This window comes from Micromonospora sp. WMMD754 (assembly GCF_049315235.1).
Lineage (GTDB): Bacteria > Actinomycetota > Actinomycetes > Mycobacteriales > Micromonosporaceae > Micromonospora > Micromonospora sediminicola.
Genome location: NZ_CP186058.1, coordinates 1,558,891 through 1,584,589, shown reverse-complemented (window position 1 = coordinate 1,584,589; position 25,699 = coordinate 1,558,891). Strand labels below are relative to the sequence as shown.

General features: G+C 74.5%; 26 protein-coding genes. 16 read left to right on the top strand and 10 right to left on the bottom strand.

Annotated elements, in window-relative coordinates:
• Window positions 1-3: 3 nt before the first annotated feature.
• From disA to ACN27B_RS07505, 4 genes are all read right to left on the bottom strand, one after another.
• Window positions 4-1,194: a DNA integrity scanning diadenylate cyclase DisA gene (gene disA / locus ACN27B_RS07520; RefSeq protein WP_091576858.1), complete on the bottom strand. Its 1,191-nt coding sequence runs from the start codon at window positions 1,192-1,194 to the stop codon at window positions 4-6.
• A gap of 141 nt (window positions 1,195-1,335) precedes the next feature.
• Window positions 1,336-2,784, bottom strand: a complete 1,449-nt coding sequence (gene radA / locus ACN27B_RS07515) for a DNA repair protein RadA (RefSeq protein WP_099163409.1) — start codon at window positions 2,782-2,784, stop codon at window positions 1,336-1,338.
• A 107-nt stretch (window positions 2,785-2,891) separates the two neighbouring features.
• Window positions 2,892-3,665, bottom strand: coding sequence for a hypothetical protein (locus ACN27B_RS07510; RefSeq protein ID WP_422744091.1), 774 nt, complete (start codon window positions 3,663-3,665; stop codon window positions 2,892-2,894).
• A 142-nt stretch (window positions 3,666-3,807) separates the two neighbouring features.
• Complete coding sequence (locus ACN27B_RS07505) at window positions 3,808-4,647, bottom strand: UbiA family prenyltransferase (protein ID WP_422744089.1); 840 nt, start codon at window positions 4,645-4,647, stop codon at window positions 3,808-3,810.
• 45 nt (window positions 4,648-4,692) lie between these two features.
• Between ACN27B_RS07505 and ACN27B_RS07500 the strand changes: the two genes are divergently transcribed.
• The 4 genes from ACN27B_RS07500 (at window position 4,693) to ACN27B_RS07485 (ending at window position 8,501) form a co-directional block, all read left to right on the top strand.
• Window positions 4,693-5,448, top strand: a complete 756-nt coding sequence (locus ACN27B_RS07500) for a methyltransferase domain-containing protein (RefSeq protein ID WP_091568718.1) — start codon at window positions 4,693-4,695, stop codon at window positions 5,446-5,448.
• A 42-nt stretch (window positions 5,449-5,490) separates the two neighbouring features.
• Window positions 5,491-6,657, top strand: coding sequence for an acyl-CoA dehydrogenase family protein (locus tag ACN27B_RS07495; protein WP_099163412.1), 1,167 nt, complete (start codon window positions 5,491-5,493; stop codon window positions 6,655-6,657).
• Between the two features lie 214 nt (window positions 6,658-6,871).
• Window positions 6,872-7,921: a type III polyketide synthase gene (locus ACN27B_RS07490; protein ID WP_099164887.1), complete on the top strand. Its 1,050-nt coding sequence runs from the start codon at window positions 6,872-6,874 to the stop codon at window positions 7,919-7,921.
• A 40-nt stretch (window positions 7,922-7,961) separates the two neighbouring features.
• Entirely contained in the window at window positions 7,962-8,501 is a 540-nt protein-coding gene (locus tag ACN27B_RS07485) for a hypothetical protein (RefSeq protein WP_099163413.1), read from the top strand.
• A 7-nt stretch (window positions 8,502-8,508) separates the two neighbouring features.
• Here the strand turns inward: ACN27B_RS07485 and ACN27B_RS07480 are convergent, their stop codons facing one another.
• Window positions 8,509-9,201 carry a hypothetical protein gene (locus ACN27B_RS07480; RefSeq protein ID WP_422744085.1) on the bottom strand — a complete coding sequence of 231 codons (693 nt, stop codon included), beginning with the start codon at window positions 9,199-9,201 and terminating at the stop codon, window positions 8,509-8,511.
• A gap of 327 nt (window positions 9,202-9,528) precedes the next feature.
• Between ACN27B_RS07480 and ACN27B_RS07475 the strand changes: the two genes are divergently transcribed.
• The 5 genes from ACN27B_RS07475 (at window position 9,529) to ACN27B_RS07455 (ending at window position 13,634) form a co-directional block, all read left to right on the top strand.
• Window positions 9,529-10,014 (top strand): CarD family transcriptional regulator, encoded by a 486-nt coding sequence (locus tag ACN27B_RS07475; protein ID WP_007073334.1) that lies wholly within the window; start codon window positions 9,529-9,531, stop codon window positions 10,012-10,014.
• A 53-nt stretch (window positions 10,015-10,067) separates the two neighbouring features.
• Window positions 10,068-10,763, top strand: a complete 696-nt coding sequence (ispD, locus tag ACN27B_RS07470; RefSeq protein WP_099163415.1) for a 2-C-methyl-D-erythritol 4-phosphate cytidylyltransferase — start codon at window positions 10,068-10,070, stop codon at window positions 10,761-10,763.
• Window positions 10,764-10,919: 156 nt separating this feature from the next.
• Complete coding sequence (ispF, locus tag ACN27B_RS07465; RefSeq protein WP_099163416.1) at window positions 10,920-11,402, top strand: 2-C-methyl-D-erythritol 2,4-cyclodiphosphate synthase; 483 nt, start codon at window positions 10,920-10,922, stop codon at window positions 11,400-11,402.
• A gap of 42 nt (window positions 11,403-11,444) precedes the next feature.
• Window positions 11,445-12,443, top strand: a complete 999-nt coding sequence (locus tag ACN27B_RS07460) for a tetratricopeptide repeat protein (protein ID WP_099163417.1) — start codon at window positions 11,445-11,447, stop codon at window positions 12,441-12,443.
• Between the two features lie 150 nt (window positions 12,444-12,593).
• Window positions 12,594-13,634, top strand: coding sequence for an NAD(P)-dependent alcohol dehydrogenase (locus ACN27B_RS07455; protein WP_422744082.1), 1,041 nt, complete (start codon window positions 12,594-12,596; stop codon window positions 13,632-13,634).
• Window positions 13,635-13,689: 55 nt separating this feature from the next.
• Here the strand turns inward: ACN27B_RS07455 and ACN27B_RS07450 are convergent, their stop codons facing one another.
• Complete coding sequence (locus ACN27B_RS07450; RefSeq protein WP_422744080.1) at window positions 13,690-14,856, bottom strand: homogentisate 1,2-dioxygenase; 1,167 nt, start codon at window positions 14,854-14,856, stop codon at window positions 13,690-13,692.
• A 94-nt stretch (window positions 14,857-14,950) separates the two neighbouring features.
• Here ACN27B_RS07450 and ACN27B_RS07445 point away from each other — a divergent pair, with 94 nt between their 5' ends.
• The 5 genes from ACN27B_RS07445 to ACN27B_RS07425 all read left to right on the top strand — a co-directional run bounded on the left by ACN27B_RS07445 (window position 14,951) and on the right by ACN27B_RS07425 (window position 19,287).
• Window positions 14,951-15,817, top strand: coding sequence for a hypothetical protein (locus ACN27B_RS07445; protein ID WP_422744078.1), 867 nt, complete (start codon window positions 14,951-14,953; stop codon window positions 15,815-15,817).
• Complete coding sequence (gene fahA, locus ACN27B_RS07440) at window positions 15,814-17,013, top strand: fumarylacetoacetase (protein WP_422744076.1); 1,200 nt, start codon at window positions 15,814-15,816, stop codon at window positions 17,011-17,013. Before ACN27B_RS07445 ends, fahA begins: the two co-directional genes overlap by 4 nt.
• A 148-nt stretch (window positions 17,014-17,161) precedes the next feature.
• Complete coding sequence (locus tag ACN27B_RS07435) at window positions 17,162-17,371, top strand: DUF397 domain-containing protein (RefSeq protein WP_099163422.1); 210 nt, start codon at window positions 17,162-17,164, stop codon at window positions 17,369-17,371.
• Window positions 17,372-17,482: 111 nt separating this feature from the next.
• Entirely contained in the window at window positions 17,483-17,965 is a 483-nt protein-coding gene (locus tag ACN27B_RS07430) for an SRPBCC family protein (RefSeq protein ID WP_091568749.1), read from the top strand.
• A gap of 68 nt (window positions 17,966-18,033) precedes the next feature.
• Window positions 18,034-19,287, top strand: coding sequence for a PQQ-binding-like beta-propeller repeat protein (locus tag ACN27B_RS07425; RefSeq protein WP_422744074.1), 1,254 nt, complete (start codon window positions 18,034-18,036; stop codon window positions 19,285-19,287).
• A 119-nt stretch (window positions 19,288-19,406) separates the two neighbouring features.
• Here ACN27B_RS07425 and hisC read toward each other — a convergent pair whose 3' ends face one another.
• The 4 genes from hisC to hppD are packed head-to-tail and all read right to left on the bottom strand — an operon-like array spanning window position 19,407 to window position 23,508.
• Window positions 19,407-20,510 carry a histidinol-phosphate transaminase gene (gene hisC, locus ACN27B_RS07420; protein WP_099163424.1) on the bottom strand — a complete coding sequence of 368 codons (1,104 nt, stop codon included), beginning with the start codon at window positions 20,508-20,510 and terminating at the stop codon, window positions 19,407-19,409.
• The gene (locus ACN27B_RS07415) at window positions 20,507-21,523 is read right to left on the bottom strand and encodes an RDD family protein (protein ID WP_099163425.1); all 1,017 of its coding nucleotides are present in this window, start codon (window positions 21,521-21,523) and stop codon (window positions 20,507-20,509) included. The genes hisC and ACN27B_RS07415 overlap by 4 nt, the downstream gene beginning before the upstream one ends.
• Before the next feature lie 55 nt (window positions 21,524-21,578).
• The gene (locus ACN27B_RS07410) at window positions 21,579-22,292 is read right to left on the bottom strand and encodes an RDD family protein (RefSeq protein ID WP_422744071.1); all 714 of its coding nucleotides are present in this window, start codon (window positions 22,290-22,292) and stop codon (window positions 21,579-21,581) included.
• A 10-nt stretch (window positions 22,293-22,302) separates the two neighbouring features.
• Complete coding sequence (hppD, locus tag ACN27B_RS07405) at window positions 22,303-23,508, bottom strand: 4-hydroxyphenylpyruvate dioxygenase (RefSeq protein ID WP_422744069.1); 1,206 nt, start codon at window positions 23,506-23,508, stop codon at window positions 22,303-22,305.
• Window positions 23,509-23,648: 140 nt separating this feature from the next.
• On the opposite strand from hppD, the gene ACN27B_RS07400 reads away from it, so the two are divergent.
• Both ACN27B_RS07400 and ACN27B_RS07395 read left to right on the top strand, forming a co-directional pair.
• The gene (locus tag ACN27B_RS07400) at window positions 23,649-24,155 is read left to right on the top strand and encodes an Lrp/AsnC family transcriptional regulator (RefSeq protein WP_099163427.1); all 507 of its coding nucleotides are present in this window, start codon (window positions 23,649-23,651) and stop codon (window positions 24,153-24,155) included.
• A gap of 103 nt (window positions 24,156-24,258) precedes the next feature.
• Window positions 24,259-25,692 carry a PQQ-binding-like beta-propeller repeat protein gene (locus ACN27B_RS07395; RefSeq protein ID WP_422744067.1) on the top strand — a complete coding sequence of 478 codons (1,434 nt, stop codon included), beginning with the start codon at window positions 24,259-24,261 and terminating at the stop codon, window positions 25,690-25,692.
• Window positions 25,693-25,699: the final 7 nt, after the last annotated feature.

Here is a 25,699-nt window from a genome sequence, read left to right as displayed (position 1 = left end):
GGGTCAGACGTACCGCTCCAGGATGGACGCCTCGGCGAGCCGGGACAGCCCCTCGCGGACGCCCCGGGCGCGGGCGTCGCCCACGCCCTCGACCGCCTGGAGGTCCTCCACGGTCGCACCGAGGAGCCGCTGGAGGCTGCCGAAGTGCACGACCAGTCGGTCGACCACGGCCGCCGGGAGCCGGGGCACCTTGGCCAGCAGGCGGAACCCGCGCGGGCTGACCGCCGCGTCGAGCGCGTCGGAGGCGGACGGGTAGCCGATCGCCTTCGCCACCGCCACCAGGTCGATCAGCTCGGTGGCGGTGAGCAGGTCGAGTTCGACGAGTGCCTCGTCGAGGGTGCGCGACTTGCGGCCGACGGGCAGGTAGTCGCGGATGACCAGGGTGCGGTCGGCGTCCACGCCGGCCATCAGCTCGTCGAGCTGGAGTGCCAGCAGCCGGCCGTCGGTGCCCAGCTCGACCACGTAGCCGGCGATCTCGTCGGCGATCCGCCGGACCATCTCCAGCCGCTGCACCACGGCCACCGCGTCGCGAACGGTGACCAGGTCCTCGATCTCCAGCGCGGAGAGGGTGCCGGAGACCTCGTCCAGCCGCAGCTTGTAGCGCTCCAGCGTGGCCAGGGCCTGGTTGGCCCGGGACAGGATCGCCGCCGAGTCGTCGAGCACGTGCCGCTGGCCGTTGACGTAGAGGCTGATGATCCGCATCGACTGGCTGACCGAGATGACCGGGTAGCCGGTCTGCCGGGCCACCCGCTCGGCGGTGCGGTGCCGGGTGCCGGACTCCTCGGTGGGGATGGACGGGTCGGGCATCAGGTGCACGCCGGCCTGGACGATCCGGGTGCCGTCGCTGGAGAGGACCACGGCGCCGTCCATCTTGCACAGCTCGCGGACCCGGGTGGCGGAGAACTCGACGTCCATCGGGAAGCCGCCGGTGCAGATCTGCTCGACCACCTTGTCGTAGCCGAGCACGATGAGCGCGCCCGTGCGGCCGCGCAGGATCCGCTCCAGGCCGTCCCGGAGCGCGGTGCCCGGTGCCATCAGGGCGAGATTGGCCCGCAGCGGATCGCCACCGGCCCCACCGACGCTCCCGGTGACGGTCACGCTGATGGCGGCACGGGCGGGGTTTCCGCTCACGGCGCCGGTGCGGGCGTGCGGCGTCGCCGTTGCGGGCTTGGTGGCATCGCGGTCGATCGGCACGGGCACAGTCTACGGACTGCGGTGCGGTGGGTGCTCTCGTGGTTACTGTGATGTGTCACGATGCCCGGCTCCGGCGCTCGCCGCCCGCCTGCGCGACCTGTCCGATTCGCCCGACCGCTCCCGCCCCAGCGCTACCCACCGTCACTCCGCCGACGCCCGGGCGGCAGCCTGGAGCGCGGCGCGCACGTCAGTGACCTCGATCACGCGCATGTTCTCCGGGGCGACGCCGCTGCTGCCCGGGCCGCAGCCGGGCGGCACCAGGGCCAGCCGGAAGCCCAGCCGGGCGGCCTCGGCCAACCGTCGGGGGACCGCGCCGACCCGGCGCACCTCGCCGGTCAGCCCGACCTCTCCGATGGCGACCAGGTGCGCGTTGAGCGCGAGGTTGAGCCCGCCGGACGCGACGGCGAGCGCCACGGCCAGGTCGGCCGCCGGCTCGACCACCCGGATGCCGCCGACCGTGGCGGCGAAGACCTCCCGGTCGTGCAGCGTCAGCCGCTCGGTGCGCCGCTGGAGCACCGCGAGGACCATGGCCAGCCGGGCGCCGTCGAGACCCGAGACGGTGCGCCGGGGCGAACCGGCGACGGTGGCCCCGATCAGCGCCTGCACCTCGGTGACCAGCGCCCGCCGCCCCTCCATCGCCACCGTCACGCAGGTGCCCGGCACCGGTTCGGAATAGCGGGTCAGGAAGAGGCCGGACGGGTCGGCGAGGCTGCTGATGCCGCCCTCGTGCATCTCGAAGCAGCCCACCTCGTCGGCCGCGCCGAACCGGTTCTTCACGCCGCGCACCATCCGCAGCGAGGAGTGCTTGTCGCCCTCGAAGTGCAGCACCACGTCGACCAGGTGCTCCAGCACCCGCGGGCCGGCCACCTGGCCGTCCTTGGTGACGTGCCCGACCAGCACGGTGGCGATGCCCCGCTCCTTGGCCACCGCGACCAGCGCCGCGGTGACCGCGCGCACCTGGGTGACCCCGCCGGGCACGCCCTCGGTGCCGGTGGTGGAGATGGTCTGCACCGAGTCGAGCACCAGCAGCCCCGGCTTGACCGCGTCGAGGTGGCCGAGCACCGCCGACAGGTCACTCTCGGCGGCCAGGTAGAGCTGGTCGTGCAGGGTGCCCATCCGCTCGGCGCGCAGCCGCACCTGGCTCACCGACTCCTCGCCGCTGACCACGAGCGACGGGCTGCCCGCGCCGACCGCCCACTGCTGGGCCACGTCGAGCAGCAGCGTCGACTTGCCCACGCCGGGCTCGCCGGCCAGCAGCACCACCGCGCCGGGGACCAGGCCGCCGCCGAGCACCCGGTCGAGCTCGCTGACCCCGGTCGGCCGGGCACGGGCCGGAGCGGCGCTGATGGTGGCGATCGGCCGGGCCGGCTCGGCCGGCATCCGGGAGCTGACCACCCGGCCGGAGACCAGCGGGCCGGTGACGGTGCACTCGACCACCGAGCCCCACTCGCCGCACTCGGGGCACCGGCCCACCCACTTCGGCGGCTGGTGACCGCACGCGTCGCACTCGTAGGCCGGGCGGGGTTCGCGGGCGGCGGCGCGACCACGGCCGGCGCCGGCACGGGAGGAGGTCGATCGGGGCGAGGTCACCTCAGGACGCTAACCGGACGGTACGACGAACGCCCACCCTCCGAACGACGACACCGCCGGCGTGGCGCTGGCCACGAACGGCGGTGTCGGCGGAACGGGGAACGGCGTCAGCCGTGGCTGCCGCCCTCGACGCCACCCTCTTCGCCGGCGTGCTCGCGCGGGTTGACCACCGCGGACGGCTCGGCCTCGGGGGTGAGCGGGACGCCGATCGGGGCCGGGGTCTTGATCACCTTGCCGCCGCCGAAGTCGAAGGTCAGGTTGACCTGCTGGCCGACGAGCAGCTTCTGGTTCAGGCCGACCAGCTGGAGGAACTGCGGGTTGCCGCTGTTCAGCTGGGCGTAGGAGAGGGCCGGGATCTCGATCCGGGCCGGCTGGCCGGCGGGCGCCGACTCGCTCTCCGACGGCGACGGGCTGGCCGAGGCGGACCCGCCCGCCGACGGCGAGCCGGTGACGTCGAGCGACTGGCTGGGCGAGGCGCTCGGGTCGGCGGCGGTCGGCGAGGCCGAGGCCGGCTCGGTCGGCGAGCCGGTCGGGGTGGCCGCGCCGCTGGACCCGGCACCGCCGGTGAGCAGGATCTCGCGGGCGCTGTCGGTGGTGACGGTCACGGTCACCGGGGCCTGGCTGTCGTTGTAGATCACGACGTTGAGCGGCGCGGTCGCGCCCGCCTCGTAGCCCTTCGGACCCGGGAACTGCACGTAGAGCCCGCGCACCTTGTAGAGGTTGTCGGAGGTCTGGACGTTGACGCCCTGTACCGACGGGATCTTGTTGGCGGTCTCGGCGATCTGCCCGGCGCCGCACCCGGACAGCAGCAGGCTCGCCGCCGCCGCCGTGCCGGCCAGCAGCAGGGCCGGCCCCCGGGAACCCCTGATCGAGCGCGTCACGTCGGTCCTCCTCGTCACGATCCCCGCCCGGTCGACCCCCGGGCACGGGGTGGCCATACCCGCGCAGACCGCACTCCAGGGTAGTTGGAGCTGATCGAGGCCCGCACGCGGACCCGGCAATGCCCCCCGCGCAGGGGACTTCTCAGACCACCCGGCCGTTCGCCACCAGCAGCACCACATCGATCAACGCCACCACCAGCACCGCCCGGAAGGCGGTCACCGGCCGGCCCCCGGCCCGGGCTGCGGCGCGTCCCGCGTACCAGCCGAGGGCCGGCACCGCGACGGCGGCGGCGACCGCCGACAGGCCGGTCCACGACGGCGGCCCGGGTGGTCCGAACACCAGCGCGACGGTGGCCGCGAGGAGCAGCCCGGCGGCGGCCAGCCGGCTGCCCCCGGACCCCAGCCGGTGTGGCAGTCCGCGCACGCCGGTCCGGGCGTCGTCGGCCAGGTCCGGCAGGACGTTCGCGAAGTGCGCCCCGGCGCCCAGCAGCGCGGCGGCGGCCACCAGCCAGGCCGGTGGCGCGGGCGAGCCGGGCAGGGCCAGCACCACGAAGGCGGGCAGCGCGCCGAACGAGACCGCGTAGGGCAGCACCGACACCGGCGTCGACTTCAGCGGCCGGTTGTAGAGCAGCGCGGAGACCAGTCCCAGGGTGGCGCACGCGGCCGCGGCCGGTCCGCCGGCCAGCGCCAGCAGCGGGGTGGCGACCGCGGCCACCGCGGTGGCGCGGGCGAGCGTCGGCCGGGCGACCGCGCCGGTGGTCACCGGCTTGTCGGTACGCCCCACCGCGGCGTCCCGCTCGGCGTCGATCAGGTCGTTGCTCCAGCCCACCGCGAGTTGGCTGGCCAGCACCGTCAACGCCACCACGGCGACGCCGACGGCGGAGTGCCCGACGCCGGCCGCGAGCAGCGCGGCGACCACGACGACCGCCGCCGCCGGCTCCGGATGGCTCGCCCTGACCAGCCCTAACACCCGCGTCGACATAAGGGAAGTCTGGTCGTTACCGGGGAGTCGTGCCACGCTCGGACCATGCCAGAAGCGTCCCCGGTGTCCACACCGCACCGGGTGCTGCCGCCGAACGACCCCCGGCAGTACGACGACCTGGCCGGGGAGTGGTGGCGGCCGGACGGCGCGTTCGCGATGCTGCACTGGCTGGCCCGCGCCCGCGCGGCCCTGGTGCCGCCCGCGTCCACCCCGGACGACCTGCTGGTCGACCTCGGCTGCGGAGCCGGGCTGCTGGCGCCGCACCTGGTCGGGAAGGGCTACCGGCACGTCGGGGTGGACCTGACCCGCTCCGCGCTCGACCAGGCCGCCGCGCACGGCGTGACGGTGCTCCAGGGCGACGCCACCGCCGTGCCCCTGGCCGACGGCTGCGCCGCCGTGGTCTCCGCCGGCGAGCTGCTGGAGCACGTGCCGGACTGGCGGCGGGCGGTGGCCGAGGCGTGCCGCCTGCTGCGCCCCGGCGGCCTGCTGGTGCTCGACACGCTCAACGACACGCTGCTGGCCCGGCTGGTCGCGGTGGAGGTGGGCGAGCGGCTGCCCACCGTGCCGCGCGGAATCCACGACCCACGGTTGTTCGTGGACGCCCGCGCGCTGGTCGCCGAGTGCGCCCGGCACGGCGTGTCGCTGCGGCTGCGCGGGGTCCGGCCGGAGCTGGGCGGCACGCTGGCCTGGCTGCTGCGCCGGTGGCGCGGCGGCGACCGTCCGGCCCGGACGGAGCCGCGCATCGTGCCGACCCGGTCCACCGCCGTGCTCTATCAGGGCAGGGGGCGCCGGAGCGGGTAGCCGGGACGGCCCGGGGTAAAGGGACGCCGAGAAGGGGGCGACATGAGTGTGCACGCGCTGGAGGCGGCCCGCCGGTTGGCGCCGCGACTGGCCGCCCGCGCGGCCGAGCACGACCGGGACGGCTCGTTCCCGGTGGACGACTTCGCCGACCTCCGGGCGGCCGGCCTGTTCGGGCTGATGGTGCCGCAGGCGCTGGGCGGCCGGGGCGCCAGCTTCGCCGAGTACGCGGCGGTCGCCACCGAGTTGGCCCGGGGCAACGGCGCGACCGCGCTGGTGTTCAACATGCACGCCTCGGTCACCGGGGCGCTGGGCGCGGTCACCGAGGAACTGGCCGAGGCGCTCGGCGTACCGGACGAGGCGCTGGCCGCCCGCGACCGGCTGCTGCGCGCGGCGGCCGACGGGTCCTGGTACGCGGTGGCGATGAGCGAACGCGGCGCCGGCGCGCGACTGTCCCAGCTCAGCACGGTCTACGAGCCGGTGGACGGCGGCTGGCACATCAAGGGCAGCAAGACGTTCTGCTCCGGCGCCGGCCACCCGGACGGCTATCTGGTGGCCGCCCGCAGCGCCACCGACCAGTCGGTGGTCTCCCAGTTCCTGGTCCCGGCCGGCGAGGGCATCACGGTCGAGCCCACCTGGGACTCGCTGGGCATGCGGGCCACCTCCTCGCACGACCTGCACCTGGACGTGACGGTCCCCGCCGACCGACTGCTCGGCGGGGTCGAGGGGCTGGCCCTGGTGGTCGCCCAGCTCATGCCGCACTGGCTGGTGGCCAGCTACGCGGCCGTCTACGTGGGGGTGGCGCGGGCCGCCATCGACGCCGCCGCCGAGCACCTGAACGCCCGCAACCTGGCCGGTCTACCGGCGGTCCGGGCCCGCCTGGGCCGGGCGGACGCGGCCGCCGCCGCCGCCGAGCTGGTGGTCGCCGAGGCGGCCCGCCGGGTCGACGAGGCCCCCGGCGACGCGGAGACGAACCGCTGGGTGTGGCGCGCCAAGCTGCTGGCCGGCACCACGGCGGCCGAGGTGGCGGCGTCCATGCTGGAGGCCGCGGGCACCTCGGCGACCCGCCGGGGCCATCCGCTGGAGCGGCTCTACCGGGACGCCCGCTGCGGCTCGCTGCACCCGGCGACGTCCGACGTCTGCGCCGACTGGCTCGGCATCGCGGCGCTCGGCGGCGACCCGGACCGTGACGGCTCGACCCCTCGTTGGTGAGCGCGAGGAGTGAGCCGGGGTTGCGAGCCTCGCAGTCGCGAACGAAGGACGGCCCGGTGAGCGCGAGGAGTGAGCCGGGGTTGCGAGCCTCGCAGTCGCGAACGAAGGACGGCCCGGTGAGCGCGAGGAGTGAGCCGGGGTTGCGAGCCTCGCAGTCGCGAACGAAGGACGGCCCGGTGAGCGCGAGGGCTGAGGGATCCGAGAGGTGGGGGACGTGGACGTACCGGTGATCGCGGGTTTGGGTACGGCGCAGCCGCCGGCCGCCGCGCAGGACGAGCTGTGGTCGGGCTTCTTCGCGCGGCACTTCTCCGGGACCACCCGGGCGCTGGCCGAACGGATCTTCGCGAACTCCGGCGTGACCCGCCGGCAGGCGGCGGTGAACCCGCTGCTGGAGGACGTCTCGGAGTGGCCGACCGAACGGCGGATGCGCCGCTACCAGGTCGAGGCGCTGCCGCTGGGCAAGGAGGCGGTGGGGCGCGCGCTCACCGCGGCCGGCCTCGACGCCGGTGACGTCGGCCTGTTCGTGGTCTGCTCCTGCACCGGGTACGCGACCCCGGGGCTGGACATCCTGCTCGCCCGGGACCTCGGCATGGCCCCGGGCACGCAGCGCATGTTCGTCGGGCACATGGGCTGCTACGCCGCTCTGCCCGGGCTCGGCGCGGCGAGCGACTTCGTCACCGCCCGGGGTCGGCCCGCGCTGCTGCTCTGCGCGGAGCTGACCAGCCTGCACATCCAGCCGCCGGGCGCCCGGGTGGACACCCAGCAGATCGTCTCGCACGCGCTCTTCTCCGACGCCGCGGTCGCCGCCGTGGTGGTGCCCGGCGGCCGGGGGTACGCGCTGCGCGAGGTCACCTCGGTCACCGACACCTCCACCGCCGACCACATGACCTGGGACGTCACCGACACCGGCTTCCGGATGGGCCTGTCGCCGAAGGTGCCGCAGGTGCTGTCCCGCTACGTCCGGGACCTGGTCGACGACCTGCTGGCCCGGCACGGGTGCGACCGTTCCGAGGTGGACGGCTGGGCGGTGCACCCGGGCGGCCCGCGGATCCTCAACGTGGTGGAGCGTGAGCTGGACCTGCCGCCCACGGCGCTGGCCGCGTCCCGGGAGACGCTGGCCGAGCACGGCAACTGCTCGTCGCCGACGGTGTTGCTGATCCTGGACCGGCTGTGCCGTGCGCAGCGCCCGCCCCGGCGGGTGGTGATGCTGGCGTTCGGTCCCGGGCTGACGCTCTACGCGGCACTGCTCGAACGGGAGTCCTGAGGGTCGGCGGGCGACACGGGCCCCCGATACGCTTCGCCGCATGGTCTCCGAGGAGCGGACCCGGTCGGCGCTGCTGGCCGGTCTGACCGTGCTGGCCCTGACGGTCGGGGCGTGGTGGTGGCGGTCGGCCGCCCCGGTCCCGGCGGCTCGCGCCACCGTCGCGGCGGAGCCCAGCCCGGCCAGCGAGCCCGCCTTGGGTTCGCGCGTGTGGATCGTCGACCCGGGCACCGGGGATGCGAGTCCGGGGCCGGGCATCGGGTCGGTGCTGGCGGGCGGCGAGGAGGTGCGCCCCGATCCGCTCTGGCACGACGGGTCCCACCTGCGGGCCGGCGACCAGTTGGAACGGCAGGCAAGTTCCGCCTCGGGGGCACGTCTCCTGCTCAGCGCGGCCTGCCGCGGCCCCGGTCCGCTGACCGTGTCCTGGACGGGCACGGAGGAGGACGAGACGCAGCTCCTGGTCGACTGCGGTGGGGCGGCCATCAACCAGCCCCTCGTCGCCGCCGGTGGGCCGGTGACCGTCCGTTTCTTCGCCGGCGAGCGGCAGTTGGACCTGGACGCGACCCTGGCGGGGCTCTACTGAACCCGGCTCAGCCGCCGAGCCGGACCAGGTCGTCGCGGTAGTCGGTCGCCGGGCCCAGCTCGGGAACCAGCCGGACCAGCGTGCCCTGCCGGTCCACCAGCAGCGCGGCGGCGGTGCCGGGGTGGGCGACGAGGTGCAGGTAGGACCGCAGTCCGCCGGCCGGGTCGCCGAGGGGCCGCACACCGGGGACGGTGGCGGGGCCGGCGCTGCGGCCCTCGGTCACGGTCACCACGGTGACTCCGGGAGGTGCGGCGGCGGCCGCCGTGCCGACCTGGTCGGCGCAGGTGCAGGCGTCCACCAGGATGATCATGGCGGGCAGCAGGCTGCGCAGCGGCACCGGCGTGTCGTCGCTGCCGACCAGGTCGAGCGCGGGGAGCGGGCCGACCGCCAGCGGCGTGGCGGTGGTCCGGGGCAGCACGGTCGGGGCGCCGCCGGAGCGGTTCGACCGGGGCCAGGTGACGGCGGCCAGGCCGGCGAGCGTGACCAGCACCGAGACCAGCAGCGCGAGTGCCGGGAGCCCGACCCGGACCGGGCCGGGCCGGGGCGCCTGCCGGGGGTCGCGGCGTAGCTCCCGGCGAACCTGCCGGGCCTCGTCGGCCAGCGCGGAGGCGTCGTCGGGGACGACCACCCGGCCCCACTCGGGCGGGAGCCCGGGCAGCCCGTCCGGCGGCCCCTGGCCGTCTGCGTCAGGCACGCCCATCGGACCCCCAGGAACGTCTCGGTGAGCGGACGTCGCGTCCTCCACCAGCGTCCCGCACCGGGGGCCGTACCGCCACACCTGGGCGCGAGTGGAGTTACGGAGCTACCATGGAAGGAGCGCATTGCCCTAGATCTGGACGCTCCCGTCACCCGTACCGGGTTGTCATTCGTTCGTCACGGAGCGTGTTGAAACCATCGACTTGACCGCCTGTCAAGCCGAAGAAATACCTCTCACAGGGCCCCTGAGCTGCGCCAACGGTCAGGACAGCGGTGAGACATCGGTGCCTGAGCGTGTTACCCTAGACACAGCGAAAGGGGTTTCGAACCTATGGTTTTCAGTGTCGGCGAGACCGTTGTTTACCCCCACCACGGGGCCGCACTCATCGAGGCAATCGAGACTCGGGTCATCAAGGGCGAGCCGAAGCAGTACCTCGTCCTGAGGGTCGCGCAGGGTGACCTGACGGTCCGGGTGCCCGCCGAGAACGCCGAGATCGTGGGTGTGCGCGAGGTGGTCGGCGAAGAGGGCCTGGGCAAGGTCTTCGACGTGCTCCGTGCACCGCACACCGAGGAGCCGACCAACTGGTCGCGGCGTTACAAGGCGAATCTGGAGAAGCTGGCCTCCGGCAACCCGCTGAAGGTGGCCGAGGTCGTCCGCGACCTGTGGCGCCGGGAGCGGGAGCGGGGCCTGTCGGCGGGCGAGAAGCGCATGCTCGCCAAGGCCCGTGACATCCTCGTGGGCGAGGTCGCGCTGGCCGAGAAGAGCACCAAGGACGAGGCCGAGACTCTGCTCGACAAGGTGCTGACCGAGGCCTGATCCACACCTCTGCCTCTACCCGTCCCGCAGCGAACGAATCCGAGGACCGCGACGTGACCGCGCAGCTCAATCCGCGCGGTGACGTCGCGGTCCTCGTTCCTGCGGCCGGTGCCGGGGTACGCCTCGGCCCCGGTGCCCCGAAGGCGCTCCGGCTGCTCGCCGGCGAGCCGCTGCTGGTGCACGCCGTACGCCGGATCGCCGCCGCGCCCTCGGTGCACACGATCGTGGTGGCCGCGCCGGCCGCCGACGTCGAGTCGGTGCGGGCGATGCTCGGCGCGGTGGCGCCGGTGACCGTGGTGCCCGGAGGCGCCGAGCGCCAGGAATCCGTGGCGGCCGCGCTCGCCGCCGTCCCCGCCGGGCCGCAGATCGTCCTGGTGCACGACGCGGCCCGCGCGCTGACCCCGCCCGAGCTGGTCGAGTCGGTGGCCGCGGCGGTCCGCGACGGGCACGACGCGGTGATCCCGGTGCTGCCGGTGGTCGACACGATCAAGGAGGTCGACGCCGCCGAACGGGTGCTCGGCACGGTCGACCGGTCAGCGCTGCGGGCGGTGCAGACGCCGCAGGGCTTCCGCCGGTCGGTGCTGGTCGCGGCCCACCGGTCGGCGGGTGACGCGCTCACCGACGACGCCGGGCTGGTCGAGAAGCAGGGGGGCGCGGTGACCTGCGTACCCGGCTCCGAGCTGGCCCTGAAGATCACCCGCCCGTTCGACCTGGCCCTCGCCGAACACCTGCTGACCACAGGCGCCTGACCCGCGCCGCCCTCCCCCGGTGCGTGGCTTCGAGATCCTGGGATCTGGAACGTGGATCCCATTTCGTCGACGGTTGATCGGCGCGCTGGGGCGTACGAGAACCAGTGCTGACCACAGTCCGGGCCGCAGCCGAGGCGCGGCGCGTACCCTCTGGTCATGATCGTTCCTCGGGTGGCCGTCGGCACCGACGTGCACGCGTTCGAGGCCGGGCGGCCCTGCTGGGTGGCGGGCCTGCACTGGCCGGAGCAGGACGGCCTGGCCGGCCACTCGGACGCCGACGTGGCGGCGCACGCCGCCTGCAACGCGTTGCTCTCCGCGGCGGGCCTCGGCGACCTGGGCGCGAACTTCGGGGTGGACCAGCCGGAGTGGGCCGGCGCGTCCGGGGTGGCGCTGCTGGCCGAGAGCGCCCGCCGGGTGCGTGCAGCGGGCTTCCGGATCGGCAACGTCTCGGTCCAGGTGATCGGCAACCGGCCCAAGATCGGGCCGCGCCGGGACGAGGCGCAGCGGGTGCTCTCCGAGGCGGTCGGCGCGCCGGTGACGGTGTCCGCGGCGACCACGGACGGCCTCGGCTTCACCGGCCGCGGTGAGGGCCTGACCGGCATCGCGGTGGCCCTGGTCTACGAGGCGCCGGCGGACTGACCCGCTCCGCGCGGCGGGGTGACGGCGGTTACGCTCGCCGGGATGCCGAGTGACGCCGCCCCCGACCAGTCCGCCGCCGACGGCTACCTGCAGCGTGCCCACCTCCTCGCCGAGCTGGGCCGCTACGACGAGGGGATCGACGAGCTCACCGCCCTGATCGCGGCGCAACCCGCGCATCTGGAGGCGCTGACCATGCTGGCCCGGATGCAGCTCGCCGCCGACCGTCCCGCGGAGGCGCTCGCCGCGTCCGAGGCGGCGTCGGCGACCGCACCGGGCACCGTGCCGGCGCTGGTGGTACGCGGTCTCGCGCTGCTCGACCTGGAGCGCTGGAAGGCCGCCGCGGCCACCGCGGACGAGATCCTCGCGCTCGGGCCGACCGACGCGTACGCGCAGCGCGGCGCCGCCGCGATCCTGTCCGCCTCGCGGAACGGGCAGGCGGCGCTCGACGCGGCCTGGCGGGGTGTCGAGCTGGCGCCGGACGAGCCGGAGGCGCATCTGGTGCTCGGCCTGGTCGCGGTGCGCCTCGAACTGTTCGACCTGGCCGAGCGGGCCTACCGGGAGGCGTTGCGGCTGGATCCGGAACTGGCCGGGGCGCGGCAGGACACCGGCGTGGCCCGGCTGGAGCGGCGCCGCTACGCCGAGACGCTGGAGGACCTGACCGAGGTGGTCGACCTGACCCCGGCGCGGGTGGATCCGGCCCGCACCGCGGACGCCGGGCTGCGCCGGCTGGTGCTGTCCGCCGCCGGCTGGTCGCTGGGCGCCGCCGTGCTGGTGGCGGTGCTGGCCCCGGCCGCCCCGGGCGCGTCCCGCCTTCTCGCCGTGCTGGCCGCGGTCGGTGCCGGGTTGCTGTTCTGGCGGCCCGCGTCCCGGCTGCCCGGGCTGCGCGACGCGATGGCGCGCGGCCTGGCCCCGGCGATCTACGCGGCGGCCGCCGCGCCGCTGCTGCTGGCGGTGTACGCGCTGGTCGGCGGCCCGTGGCCGCTGGTGGGGGCGGTCACCGCCACCGTCCTCGCGGGCTTCACGGTGCTCGCCCGCCGCTGAGCCGTGCCGCTATTCCCGTCCCCGGGGTGAGGAAGCGAACGTGTCGACCGGGGTGGCCCGGGGGTAGGAAAGCCGGAGCGACAGGCTGTGTCGCGGGCCGGGCGTGTCCCGGCGCGGAAGGAAACCACCGGCTGCAGGAAGCGGGAATCCGTGTTCACCGTCAATGCCTACGCGGCGACGTCCGCGACCGAACCGCTCGCCCCGACCACCATCGAGCGGCGGGACCTCGGACCGGACGACGTCGCGATCGACATCAAGTTCTCCGGCATCTGCCACTCCGACATCCACACCGCGCGCAGCGAGTGGGGCCCGACCACCTACCCGATCGTGGTGGGTCACGAGATCGCCGGCGTGGTGCGGGAGGTCGGCTCCGCGGTGACGAAGTTCGCCGTCGGTGACCGGGTCGGCGTCGGCTGCATGGTCGACTCCTGCCGGGAGTGCGACAACTGCCGCAAGGGCCTGGAGCAGTACTGCCTCAAGGGCAACATCGGCACGTACGGCGGGGTGGGCCGGGACGGCGAGCCGACCCAGGGCGGCTACGCGCAGGCCATCGTGGTCACCGAGGACTTCGTGCTGCGCATCCCGGACGGCATCGAGCTGGACGCGGCCGCGCCGCTGCTCTGCGCCGGCATCACCACCTACTCGCCGCTGCGGCACTGGAACGCCGGGCCGGGCCGGCGGGTGGCCGTGATCGGCATGGGCGGTCTGGGCCACATGGCCGTCAAGCTGGCCCACGCCATGGGCGCCGAGGTGACCGTGCTGTCCCAGTCGCTGAAGAAGCGGGAGGACGGGCTGCGGCTCGGCGCCGACCACTACCACGCCACCTCGGACGAGGCGACGTTCACCGACCTGGCCGGCTCGTTCGACCTGATCGTCAACACGGTCAGCGCGGCCATCGACCTGGACGCGTACCTGGGCCTGCTGGCCGTGGACGGCACGCTGGTCAACGTGGGCGCGCCGGAGGACCCGCTGTCGGTGCGCGCGTTCTCGCTGATCCCGGCCCGGCGGTCGTTCGCCGGCTCGATGATCGGCGGCATCGCCGAGACCCAGGAGATGCTCGACTTCTGCGCCGAGCACGGGCTGGGCGCCGAGATCGAGGTGATCGGAGCCGAGAAGATCAACGAGGCGTACGAGCGGGTGCTCGCGTCCGACGTGCGCTACCGCTTCGTCATCGACGCCTCGACGTTCTGACGACTCCGTGCGAAGGGGCCGCGTCCGTGCCGGGCGCGGCCCCTTCTCGCGTACGTCAGGGCTTGCGCGCCCAGGTCCAGGCGTAGCCGTCGTCCTCGCAGGCGGTCGCCGCGTCGCAGAGGTCCAGCGGGCGGAACGTGTCCACCATGACCGCCAGCTCGTCGAAGAAGTCCGCCCCGATCGACCGCTCGGCGGCGCCCGGCTGGGGGCCGTGGGTGAAGCCGGACGGGTGCAGCGAGATCGAGCCCTGCCCGATCCCGGAGCCGCGCCGGGCCTCGTAGTTGCCGCCGGTGTAGAAGAGCATCTCGTCGGAGTCGACGTTGTGGTGGTTGTACGGCACCGGGATGGCGGCCGGGTGGTAGTCCACCTTGCGCGGCACGAACGAGCAGATCACGAAGTTCGGGCCCTGGAACGTCTGGTGCACCGGCGGCGGCTGGTGGATCCGCCCGGTGATCGGCTCGAAGTCGTGGATGGAGAACGCCCACGGGTACATGTGCCCGTCCCAGCCGACCACGTCGAACGGATGGTTCGCGTAGACGTACCTCGTCCACCCGCGGCGGTGCCTGACCAGCACCTCCACCTCCTCGCCGTCGACCAGCAGCGGGGTGTCCGGTCCCCGGACGTCACGCTCGCAGTAGGGCGAGTGCTCCAGGAACTGCCCGCGTACGGAGAGGTAGCGCTTGGGCGGGCCGATGTGGCCGGACGCCTCCACCGCGAGCAGCCGGGTCGGCTCGTCGCCGGTGGGCACCAGGCGGTGGATGGTCGAGGTGGGGATGACGACGTAGTCACCGGCCACCGCGTCGAGCACGCCGAACGGCGACTCCACCCGCAGCGAGCCGGACTCCAGGTAGAGGCAGTGGTCGCCGGTGGCGTCGCGGAACAGCGGTGAGGGCCGGTCGGCCAGCACGTACGCGATCCGGACGTCGTCGTTGGCGAGCAGATACTGCCGGCCGAGCACCGGGTCCGCGCCGGCGCCGTCGAGTTTGTGCGTGCGCAGGTGGCGCGGCTTGAGCGGCAGGTTCGGCACCCGGGTGACGGTGGGCGGGGCGAACTCCTCGGCGGCGAGGATCGCGGTCGGCGCGTGCCGGTGGTAGAGCAGCGACGAGTCGGAGGAGAAGCCCTCCTGGCCGACCAGCTCCTCCGCGTAGAGCGTGCCGTCGGGCTGCCGGAACTGGGTGTGGCGCTTGCGGGGCACCTCGCCGACGCTGCGGTAGTACGGCATCTCGCCTCCCGTTATGTCCCGTTCTCCGGCCGGTGGCGTCCGATAATCGGACGCGGTTGTCCGTTCCTCGTAGCGTCCCGTACATTCTTGTCTCGTGTCAACGCAGGTGCCCCGCCTCCTCGCCGGCCTGGTCGACGACGCCGCGGTCTTCCCGCCCGGCAACGCCGCGCTGCCCGACGCGGTCACCGCGCACCGCCGGCACCGCGCGGCCTGGTACGCCGACCTGGTCGGCCCGCTGCTGCTGCCCGCCTCCGACCTCCGGGCCGGTGCGTTGACCGGCCTGGTCGACCCCTCCGAGGGCCTCGTCATCGGCCTGATCGGCGACACCGGCCTCGACGGGCTGCCCGCCGCGCTGTCGGCCCTGGCGCCGGACGGCGTGACCGCCCGGCAGGTCGAGGCGCCGGTGGCCAAGCGCGGCGAGGACCCCGCCCCCGGGGTGGCCGAGCTGGTCGCGCTCGCCGGCCGGCTCGACGGCGCCTCCGTGTACGCGGAGATCCCGCTGACGCTCGGCCTGATGGACGCGCTGGACGCGCTCGCCCGGGCCCGGGCCGGCGGGCTTCCGGTGGCGGCCAAGTTCCGCACCGGCGGGCTGGCCGCCGAGTTGTTCCCGACGCCGGTCGAGCTGGCCGCGGTGATCTGCGCCTGCCGCGACCGCGAGCTGCCGTTCAAGCTCACCGCCGGGCTGCACCACGCGATCCGGCACCGTGACCCGGAGACCGGCTTCACCCACCACGGCTTCGTCAACGTGCTGGCCGCCACGCTGGCCGCGGTCGAGGGCGCCCAGGTGGACGCCGTCGCCGAGCTGTTGGCCGCGACCGACCCGCTGCGCGTGGTCGAGTCGGCCCGGGCCCGCCGCGAGTCCGCGCGACCGCTCTGGGTCGGCTACGGCTCGTGCAGCATCTCCGAACCATTGACCGATCTGATCCGGCTGGGGCTGGTGAACGGGGGGTACGAGACATGACGTGGGTTTCGGGTGCGGCGGGTTCGGCCTTCGGGGTGACCAACCTGCCGTACGGGGTGTTCCGGCACGGCGACCGCGAGCCGCGGATCGGCGTTCGCATCGGCGACTTCGCGCTCGACCTGGCCGGCGCGGAGGCGGCCGGGCTGGTGCTGGCCGGTGGGGCGCTCGGCCGACCCACGCTGAACGCCTTCCTGGCGCTCGGCCGCCCGCAGTGGACCGCCGTCCGGCAGCGGGTCGTCGAGCTGCTCACCGACCCGGCGCACCGCCCGGCGGTGGAGCCGCTGCTGGTGCCGCTGCGCGAGGTCGAGCTGCTGCTGCCGTTCGAGGTCGCGGACTACGTCGACTTCTACTCCTCCGAGCACCACGCCGGCAACGTCGGGCAGATCTTCCGGCCCGGCCAGCCGCCGCTGCTGCCGAACTGGAAGCACGTGCCGATCGGCTACCACGGCCGGGCCGGCACGGTGGTCGTCTCCGGCACCCCGGTGGTCCGCCCCTCCGGGCAGCGGGCCAGCGCGCAGGGCCCCACCACGGGCGCGTCCGTACGCCTGGACATCGAGGCCGAGGTGGGTTTCGTGGTCGGCGTGCCGAGCCGGCTCGGCGAGCGGGTGCCGACGGCCGACTTCGCCGACCACGTGTTCGGCGTGGTGCTGGTCAACGACTGGTCCGCGCGGGACATCCAGGCCTGGGAATACCAGCCGCTCGGCCCGTTCCTGGGCAAGTCGTTCGCCACCTCGGTCTCCGGCTGGGTCACCCCGCTGGAGGCACTTGCCGACGCGTTCGTGCCCGCGCCCGACCAGGACCCGCCGGTGCAGGACTACCTGCGGGACACCCCGCACCTCGGGCTGGACCTGACCCTGTCGGTGGAGTGGAACGGCGAGCGGGTCGCCGAGCCGCCGTTCGCCACCATGTACTGGACCCCGGCCCAGCAGCTCGCCCACCTCACCGTGAACGGCGCCTCGCTGCGCACCGGCGACCTCTACGCCTCCGGAACCGTCTCCGGCCCCGAGCGCGCTCAGGTCGGCTCGTTCCTGGAGCTGACCTGGGGCGGGTCCGAGCCGGTCAAGCTCGCCGACGGCAGCGAGCGGACGTTCCTGGAGGACGGCGACACGGTGACGATCACCGCCACCGCGCCCGGCCCGGACGGCACCACCATCGCGCTGGGCGAGGTCACCGGGACGGTCCTCCCCGCCCGCTGAACCACCTGTCGGCCGGACGGCCTCGATCGCACATCGGGTGCGATCGAGGCCGTTTCCTTCCGCGTTGATCGACTCGGATCGCGTACGCCCCGGGCGGCCACTCCGGGGCGCGCCCGAGTCGGAAGAAGCCGAACAGGAAGGACCGAGCATGACCGAGCTGACCGGAGCCGTCTGGCGCACCAGCAGCCGCTCCAACGATCAGGGCCTCTGCGTCGAGGTGGCGACCAACGTGGTCCCCGCGCACGGCGTGGTGGGCGTACGCGACTCGAAGGACCCGGACGGTCCGGCGCTCGCGGTCAGCCCGCCGGGCTGGACGGCGTTCGTCACCGCGCTGCGGGGCGGCACGCTCCGCGGCTGACCGCTCGTCGGATGCCCCGGTGCCCCGCTCGGGGCACCGGTGGTGGAAATGTCACCGCAAGGCTCCCGGTTTCCGGTGACGGCCCGTACCGTGGACGACACGGGAGGTGCCATGTCGACGGTGACGGTTTCCGCATTCATCGAAGCGCAGGACGACGACCTGTGGCGCCTGCTCACCGACCTCCCGGCCCGCGCCGACTGGCTCTCGGCGGTGGGCGCGGTCGAGGTCCTCGGCGCCGGCGGCTTCGCGCCCGGCACGGTCTGGCGGGAGACCCGCCTGCGGCCGGACGGTGGCACCGAGCCGGAGGAGTACGAGGTGGTCGAGGCGGTGGCGCCGGCCCGCCTGGTGCTCGACTCGCGCGGCGCGGGCGTCGACTACCGGATCACCTGGACGCTGCGCACGGTCGAGCGGCGGCGGCGCGGGTGCACCGAGGTCACCGTCGAGCAGGAGGCGGTGCCGACCCGGCCGTACGGGCGGGTGCTGGCCCTGATCCTCGGCGGCCTGGCCGCCCGCGCGGTGGAGGGCGCGCTCCGGCGTGACCTGGCCGACCTGGCGCTGGCCGCCGGCCCCGCCCGTTCCGCCGAAGCCGCCTGAGCCGACCCGACCGCTCCCCGCACCCCGGCCCGGACCCGGCCGGTAGGGTGCCGGGGCGGAGGTGGCGGATGGCGAAGGCCGCGAGGCGGCGGATCCTGACGACGCTGCTGGCGGTGCTGGCCGTCGCGGCGTCGGTCGCCGTGGTCGTCCGGGTGCTGGCGCCCGCCGAGGTCGAGACCGTCGCCCGGGACCCGTATCCGGCCGCGCCCGCGCCGACCGCCGGGGTGATCGCGCGGCTGCCGGTGGCGCCGCTGGTCGTGGACGGCCGGCTCCGGGTCTACGCCGGCACCCGCCAGGTGTACGCGGACCAGCCGGTCACCGGACGGCATCGGGTCACCCCGTTCTGGTCCTACCGCCGCTGGCCGGCGACGCTCGTCGGGGTGCTCGCCGAGGGCACCACGGTGGTCAGCCGCTGGTCCGACGGGACGCTGGTGGCACTGGACGCGCGGACCGGCCGGGTGGCCTGGCGCGCGGACGGCCCGGAGCCGGGGTCGGTGCCGGAGCCGCGCCGCACCTACGCCGCCACGGTCTGGGACCCGGCCGGCCTGCACGTGGCCCGGACGGCGGCCGGCCGGACCGTGCTGCTCGCCGCCGGTCCGGGTGCGCTCGGCGGGTACGACCTCGGCGACGGCCGCCGGCTCTGGCGCGTCGACGTCGGGCGCGGCTGCCGGACCGACGTGGGCACGACGGCCAGCGGCGAGCTGGTCGGGGTGGACCGCTGCGCCGGGCCGGCCGCGGTCGAGCTGCGGGACGCGGCGACCGGCGCGGTACGGACCCGTTGGCGGCCGCCGGACGCGCCGGACCAGCTGGTGGTCAGCCCGGTGGGTTGCCGCGACGGGCACTCCGGCTGCCGGGGGCTGCGGACCGCCGGGCCCGGCGGCGAGAACAGCCGGGGCTGGCTGGTGGCGGACCCGGGTGAGCCGACCGCCGCGCCGGGCCTGGACGGTCCGGACACGGCGCTGGACGGCGAGCGGGTGGTGGACACGTCCGGCCCGGTGGTGGTCGGGCGGTCGCCCCGCACCGGCGAGGAGCTGTGGCGTCGGGCGGACATCCACCCGGCCCGGGTGCTGGCGGTCGAGCCGGGGCGGGTGCACCTGCTGACCGACCGGCGGGAGCTGGTCACCGTGGATCCGATCACCGGCGCGACGCGGTCGACGTCCGTGCTGGACCTCGGGCGGGACGGGATCGCCTGGCGACCGGGCCGGGCGTACGCGGTGGACGGTTACGTCGCGGTGGAGCGGCTGCGGGAGCGGGCCCGCCCGGAGGACGACGACCAGGGGTACTTCCTGATGGCGGAGCCGGTGCTGCTCGCCGCCACGTGACCGAATCTGCTAACAAAACGGACAAAAGCTACTACAGTTCTCTCAGCCGATGGTCGTCGGACGAGACGTCCGAGGCCGGTCCGTAGGGGGTTGACGGACCGGCCTCGGACGCGTTCCGGTCAGGCCAGCGCGGCCTCGGCGGCGGCCAGGAACGCGTCGTTCTCAGCCGGGGTGCCGATGGTGACCCGCACCCCGTCGCCGGGGAACGGCCGGACGATCACGCCGCGCGCCTCGCACGCCTTGCCGAACGCCACCGCGCGCTCGCCCAGCGGCAGCCAGACGAAGTTGGCCTGGCTCTCCGGCACGTCCGGCACGAACTTGCGCAGCGCCTCGGTGACCCGGTCCCGCTCGGCCACCACCAGCGCGCAGCGCCGCTCGACCTCGTCGGCCTGCGCCAGCGCGGCCAGCGCGCCGGCCTGGGCGGCCATGCTGGTGGAGAACGGCGTCACCACCTTGCGCACGGCGGCGGCCACGGCCGGCGCGGCCACCAGCCAGCCGATCCGCAGCCCGGCCAGACCCCACGCCTTGGACAGCGTGCGCAGCACCGCCACGTTCGGCCGGTCCAGGTAGGTCAGGCCGTCCGGCACCTCCGGGTCGGTGACGAACTCGCGGTACGCCTCGTCGATCACCACGAGCACGTCGTCCGGCACCGCGTCGAGGAAGCGGTCCAGCTCGGCCCGGCGCACCGCCGTACCGGTGGGGTTGTTCGGGTTGCAGACCAGGACCATCCGCGTCCGGTCGGTCACCGCCGCCGCCATCGCGTCGAGGTCGTGCCCGTGGCCGGCGTCGTTCGGCACCCGCACGCTGGTCGCGCCGCTGGTCGCCGCGATGATCGGGTACGCCTCGAACGAGCGCCACGAGTAGAGCAGCTCGTCACCGGGCAGGCAGGTCGCCCGCACCAGGTGCTCGGCCAGCGCCACCGAACCGCAGCCGGTGGCGATCCGGTCGGCGTCCACGCCGTACCGCTCGGCCAGCGCCTGGCGCAGCGCCACCACGCCCATGTCCGGGTAGCGGTGCGAACCGGCGACCGCCTCGGCGACCGCCTCCACCACGCCGGGCAGCGGGCCGTACGGAACCTCGTTGCTGGCCAGCTTGATGGCCTCGGGCAGGCCCAGCTCCCGGGCCAGGTCGGCCGGGCTGCGGCCGGGCACGTAGTTGGGCAGCGCGTCCAGGTCGGCGCGGGTGAGCCGCAGCGGAGGCTGGTGACGTCCGGTGTCGGTCATGGGGTGTCTCCCGGGGGGTCGGCGCGGTCGCGCGGGGCGGTACGGGGGTCGGTCCGGTCACGAGGGAGCTGGACCACCACGGTCTGCGCCCGCTTGTCGTGCAGAGCCTGACGCAGCGGCTGGTCGAACAGCGGCGAGACCGCGTCGACGAACTGGAGCAGCAGGCCCAGCCCGCAGCAGTACCAGAGCAGCGTGGGCAGGCCCATCGTGCTCCAGCGCCGGGTGGCCCGGCCGAAGCCGAGCGGCTGGTCCGCCTCGATCGGCACCGCGCGTACGCCCATCAGCCGCTTGCCGAAGGTCTGCCCGCGCGCCGCCATCGACGGCACCTCGTACGCGTACCAGAGCGCGGTGGCGATCAGCAGGATGGCGATCTGCAACCCGCCGGCCTGCTCGTCGATCTGCGGCAGCCCCTCGGTGGAGGTGTCCCCGTTCAGGGCCCGGCGCATCGACTCGCGCAGGTAGGGCGAGACCGCCTCGAAGTAGCGCCAGACGAACCAGCCGTTGACCACGGCGTTGAGCAGGAACACCACGCCGAGGTCGATCAGGCGGGCGATCAGTCGCGAGCCGTACGAGGCGAGCGGCAACCCGTGCGGACGCGGCGCCGGCGGCCGGCCCGGCCAGTGCGGGTACGGCCAGCCCGGCGGCGGCCCCTGCGGCCCCGGCCACGGCCCGGCCTGTCCGGGTTGCCCGGGCTGCCCCGGCCACGGCCCGTTCGGGCCCGGCTGCCCGGGAGCGGCGGTCGGCGGGAGCGGGTACGGCCCGGCCGGCGGCTGGCCCGCGCCCGGCCCGGAGACCGGCGGGACGGCCGCGCCACCGGTCGCGCCCGAGGTCGGCCGGGCGGCGGTGGGGTCGGCGCCCGCCGCCACCGGGGTCGGCTCGGGCTCGGCGGGCGGTGGGCCGTCGGGCGGGGTGACGTCGACCGGGATCGGCGCGCCGATCCAGCCCTCACCGTCCCACCACCGGCGGGTCTCCGGATCGGCCGGGTCGACGTGCCAGCCAGGTTCCACACTCACGGGGCCGTCCTTGTTCCCGACTGCGGGGCTCGCAGGCCCGGCTCACTCCTCGCGCTCACGGTGCAACCTTAACGACGACCGTGCCGGCCGCCTTGTCGTGCAGGCACTGCTGCCAGGGCTTGTCCCAGAGCTGCCAGAAGCCGTCCAGGTAGTTGAGGAACGGCACGAGCGAACCGGCGACGAACTCGACCAGGTACCGCTTGCCCAGGGCGCCCCGGGTCAGCGGGGCGTCCGGCTGGAGCGGCACGATCCGCAGTTTCATCACCTTCTTGCCGAGCGTCTGGCCGGTCCGGCGGGCGTACTCGACGTGGTAGAGCCAGTAGAAGACCAGCAGGAGCAGGAACAGCCCCAGCTCGGCCAGGAGCAGCGGCAGGAAGATGTCGCTGAAGATCACCGACGGGTCGGGTTCGGCCACGGTGCCGTCCGGTCCGGCCGCCGGCATCCGGTCGATCATCCGGACGACGAGCCAGACGAAGACCGGCGCGAAGAGCACCATCAGCACCGCCGACGCGAGAGCCGTGTCGATCAGCCAGGCGACCAGCCGTTCCCCGAAGCCGGCCAGCGGTTGACCGTTCGGGGCGACGGCCGGCGGCACGAACCCGGCGTGCGGCGCGTACCCCGGGGGTGGGGGCGGATAGCCGGGCAGGTGGGCATACGTCGGCGGGGTGTGCTGCGCGGGCACCGCGGGGCCGGTGGGCGGCGCGAAGCCGCCGCCCGCGGGCGGGGGCCCGGCGGGCGGCGGCGTGCTGCTCGGGGGAGGCTCGATCACGCCGACAGTGTTACAGGTTGCCGCGCTTCTCCTGCTCCCGCTCGATCGCCTCGAACAGGGCCTTGAAGTTGCCCTTGCCGAAGCCGAGGGAGCCGTGCCGCTCGATCAGCTCGAAGAAGACGGTGGGGCGGTCCTGCACCGGCTTGGTGAAGATCTGGAGCAGGTAGCCGTCCTCGTCCCGGTCCACCAGGATCTTGCGGGACTGGAGCTCCTCGATCGGCACCCGGACGTTGCCGATGCGCGCGCGCAGCTCCGGGTCCTCGTAGTAGGAGTCCGGGGTGTCCAGGAACTCGACGCCCGCCGCCCGCATGGCGTCCACGCTGGCCAGGATGTCGTTGGTGGCCACGGCGACGTGCTGGGCGCCCGGGCCCTGGTAGAACTCCAGGTACTCGTCGATCTGCGACTTCTTGCGGGCCACGGCCGGCTCGTTGAGCGGGAACTTCACCTTGCGGGTGCCGCTCGCCACCACCTTGCTCATCAGCGCCGAGTAGTCGGTGGCGATGTCGTCGCCGACGAACTCGGCCATGTTGGTGAAGCCCATGACGCGCTTGTAGAACTCGACCCACTCGTCCATCCGGCCCAGCTCCACGTTGCCGACCACGTGGTCGACGGCCTGGAAGAAGCGCTTCGGCTGGAGGCCGGCGTCGATCATCGGCTGCCGGTCCACGAACGGGCCGCGGGCGACGAAGCCGGGCAGGAACACCCCGGTGTAGCGGGACCGGTCGACCAGCGTGTGCCGGGTGTCCCCGTACGCGCCGATGGACGCCATCCGGACGGTGCCGTGCTCGTCGCTGACGTCGTGCGGCTCGACCAGACCGGTCGCGCCCTGCGCGGTGGCGTGCGCGTACGCGGCGTCCACGTCCGGCACCTCCAGCGCGATGTCGGAGATGCCGTCGCTGTGCCTGGCCACGTGCGCCTCGCCGTCGGCGCCCGGGCGGACCACGCCGGTCAGCACGAACCGGGCCGAGCCGCTGGTCAGCACGTACTGGGCGTGGTCGCGGTAGCCCTGCTCCGGGCCGCGGTAGGCGACACAGGTCATGCCGTAGGCGGTGGAGTAGTAGTGCGCCGCCTGCTTGGCGTTGCCGACCAGGAAGTGCAGGTGGTCGAGGCCCTTGACCGGGAACGGGTCCCGGCTGATGTCATGGTCGACGGCGCCGACGAGAACGTCGGCGTCGACGTCCTCGGTCGACTGGGGTCGGTCGATCGCCTGGGTCATGGTGGCCTCCCTCGCGTACCGGCCGGCCTCGTGGGCCGCCGTGGATGTGCTCTTCCGGCGAGGATCTACGGCCGACCGTAAGGTGGGCAATAGTTGGCGATATTCCTGGTCAGGTTGCGCATTCGGTACGGTTGGTCGCCATGAACACTGGTCAGGATGTACAGCTCGACGAGCTGGACGCCCGCTTGATCGAACTGCTCGCCGAGGAGCCCCGGATCGGGGTGCTGGAGTGCTCGCGGCGGCTCGGCGTGGCCCGGGGCACGGTCCAGGCGCGGCTCGACAAGCTCGTCGGTCGCGGGGTGGTGGGCGGGTTCGGGCCGGACATCTCGCCGGCCGCGATCGGCTTCGGGGTGACCAGCTTCGTCACCCTGGAGATCAGCCAGCGGCACGGCCACGACCAGGTCACCGCGCACCTGGCCGCCATCCCGGAGGTGCTGGAGGCGCACACCATCACCGGCTCCAGCGACCTGCTCTGCCGGATCGTGGCCCGGTCGAACACCGACCTCCAGCGGGTCATCGACCAGATCGTCGCCTCGGAGGGGATCCGGCGCGCCTCCACCATCATCGCGCTGGCCGAGCAGATCCCCTACCGCACGCTCCCCCTCGTCCGCTCCGCCGCCCGGGGGGAAGGAAGGGCCCCCGCTTAACGCATCCGGTAGAGGAAGGGCCCCCTCTTAACATCCGAACCCGGGCAAGAAGCGGCGCGACACGCCCCGCGGGCGGCCCGGTGCAGCGGTGATCGTCGCTACCGTGTGCGGTGTGAAGGGCCTAGGCGTACGCGGCTGGTTGCTGCTCGGGCTCGTCACCGTGGTCGTGCTCGCCGCCACCGGGGTCTGGAACCCGTTCCCCGGCCTCTGGGACTGGGTCGACCGGAGCAAGCCGATCTCCGAGCCGGACGTGGTCTGGCAGCAGCGCGTCGGCGGCACCCCGCGCAGCGTCACCATCGCCGGCGACACCGTGATCGTGGAGCAGCGCACCCGGATCGAGGCGCGCACGCTCGCCGACGGCAGCCAGCTCTGGGAACGCAAGGCCGACTGGTCGGCGGTGGCGGGCAGCGGCCGGGAGTCGGTCGTCGCGGTGGGCAAGCTGCTGGACAAGGGGTACGAGGTGCTCGACCCGGTGACCGGCGTGACCCGCCGCCGGGACGAGCGGGCCATCGCCGTCTGGACCTACCGGAACCTGCTGCTGGACGCGTACTGCGTGCAGGCCACCGACTGCACGCTGCGGGCCTGGGAGCCGCGCGGGACGACTCCGCTGTGGAGCGCGTTCCTGCCCGGCGTGCACAGCGGCGTGCTCGCCGACAACCCCGAACTGCTCGGCACCCGACGACTGGGCGCGACCCGGATCGACGGCGGGGTGGCCGGGCCGGAGTCGGTCCCGCCGCTGCTGGGCTTTCCGGTCGACGGTCGGGTGCACGTGGTCGACACCGCCACCGGCCGGGTGCTGCAGAACGTCCAGCCCGGGCGGGAGGAGCGCCTGGCGGTGGTCGGCGGGCGGCTGCTCCGGATCGCGGCGACCTCCCGGGACGGGAGCTGCTACTTCGTCGTCACCGCCGTCGACCCGGCCACCGGGCAGCAGGTGTGGCGGCGGGCCGGGATCAACCTGCGCACCGCCGACTACGCCGGCTGCGTGCAGCGGGAGGATCCGCAGGGTGCCCGCAACGTGCTCATCGGCGTCGCCCCGGACGGGCGGGAGGCGGTCCTCGACGGCTACGACGGCCGGCTGCTCCAGGTCGGCGCGGAGGGCGAGAAGCTGCTCGCGGTCGACGACCGGTACGCGGTGGTGCGCAGCGCCGACAAGGACTCGCTGCTCGGCCGGGAGCTGTCCGCCGACCGGACCCGGTGGACCCGGCCGGCCGGCGGCAAGAGCGGCGCGGCGCTCACCCCGTACGCGGCGGTGATCAGCGAGGAGAAGCCGTCCCGGCTGGTCGCGGTCGAGCCGCGTGGGGGTCGGGTGCTGGTCGAGCTGCGCACGTCGGCGAACGCGTTGGCGGTCGGCCCGAACGGCATGATCATCGGCGAGGGGCGGGAGATCGGGTACGTGCGCTGGGGCGCCGGGGCCGCCGGAGCGCCGCCGTCGAACGAGGACGCCGTGCCCGCGCCCGACCCGGGTGACACCTGGCGTCCGCCGACTGACCAGGGCAGCTGCGGTCCGAAGCGGGAACTCTGCGCCGACGGCAAGTGACGCCGGG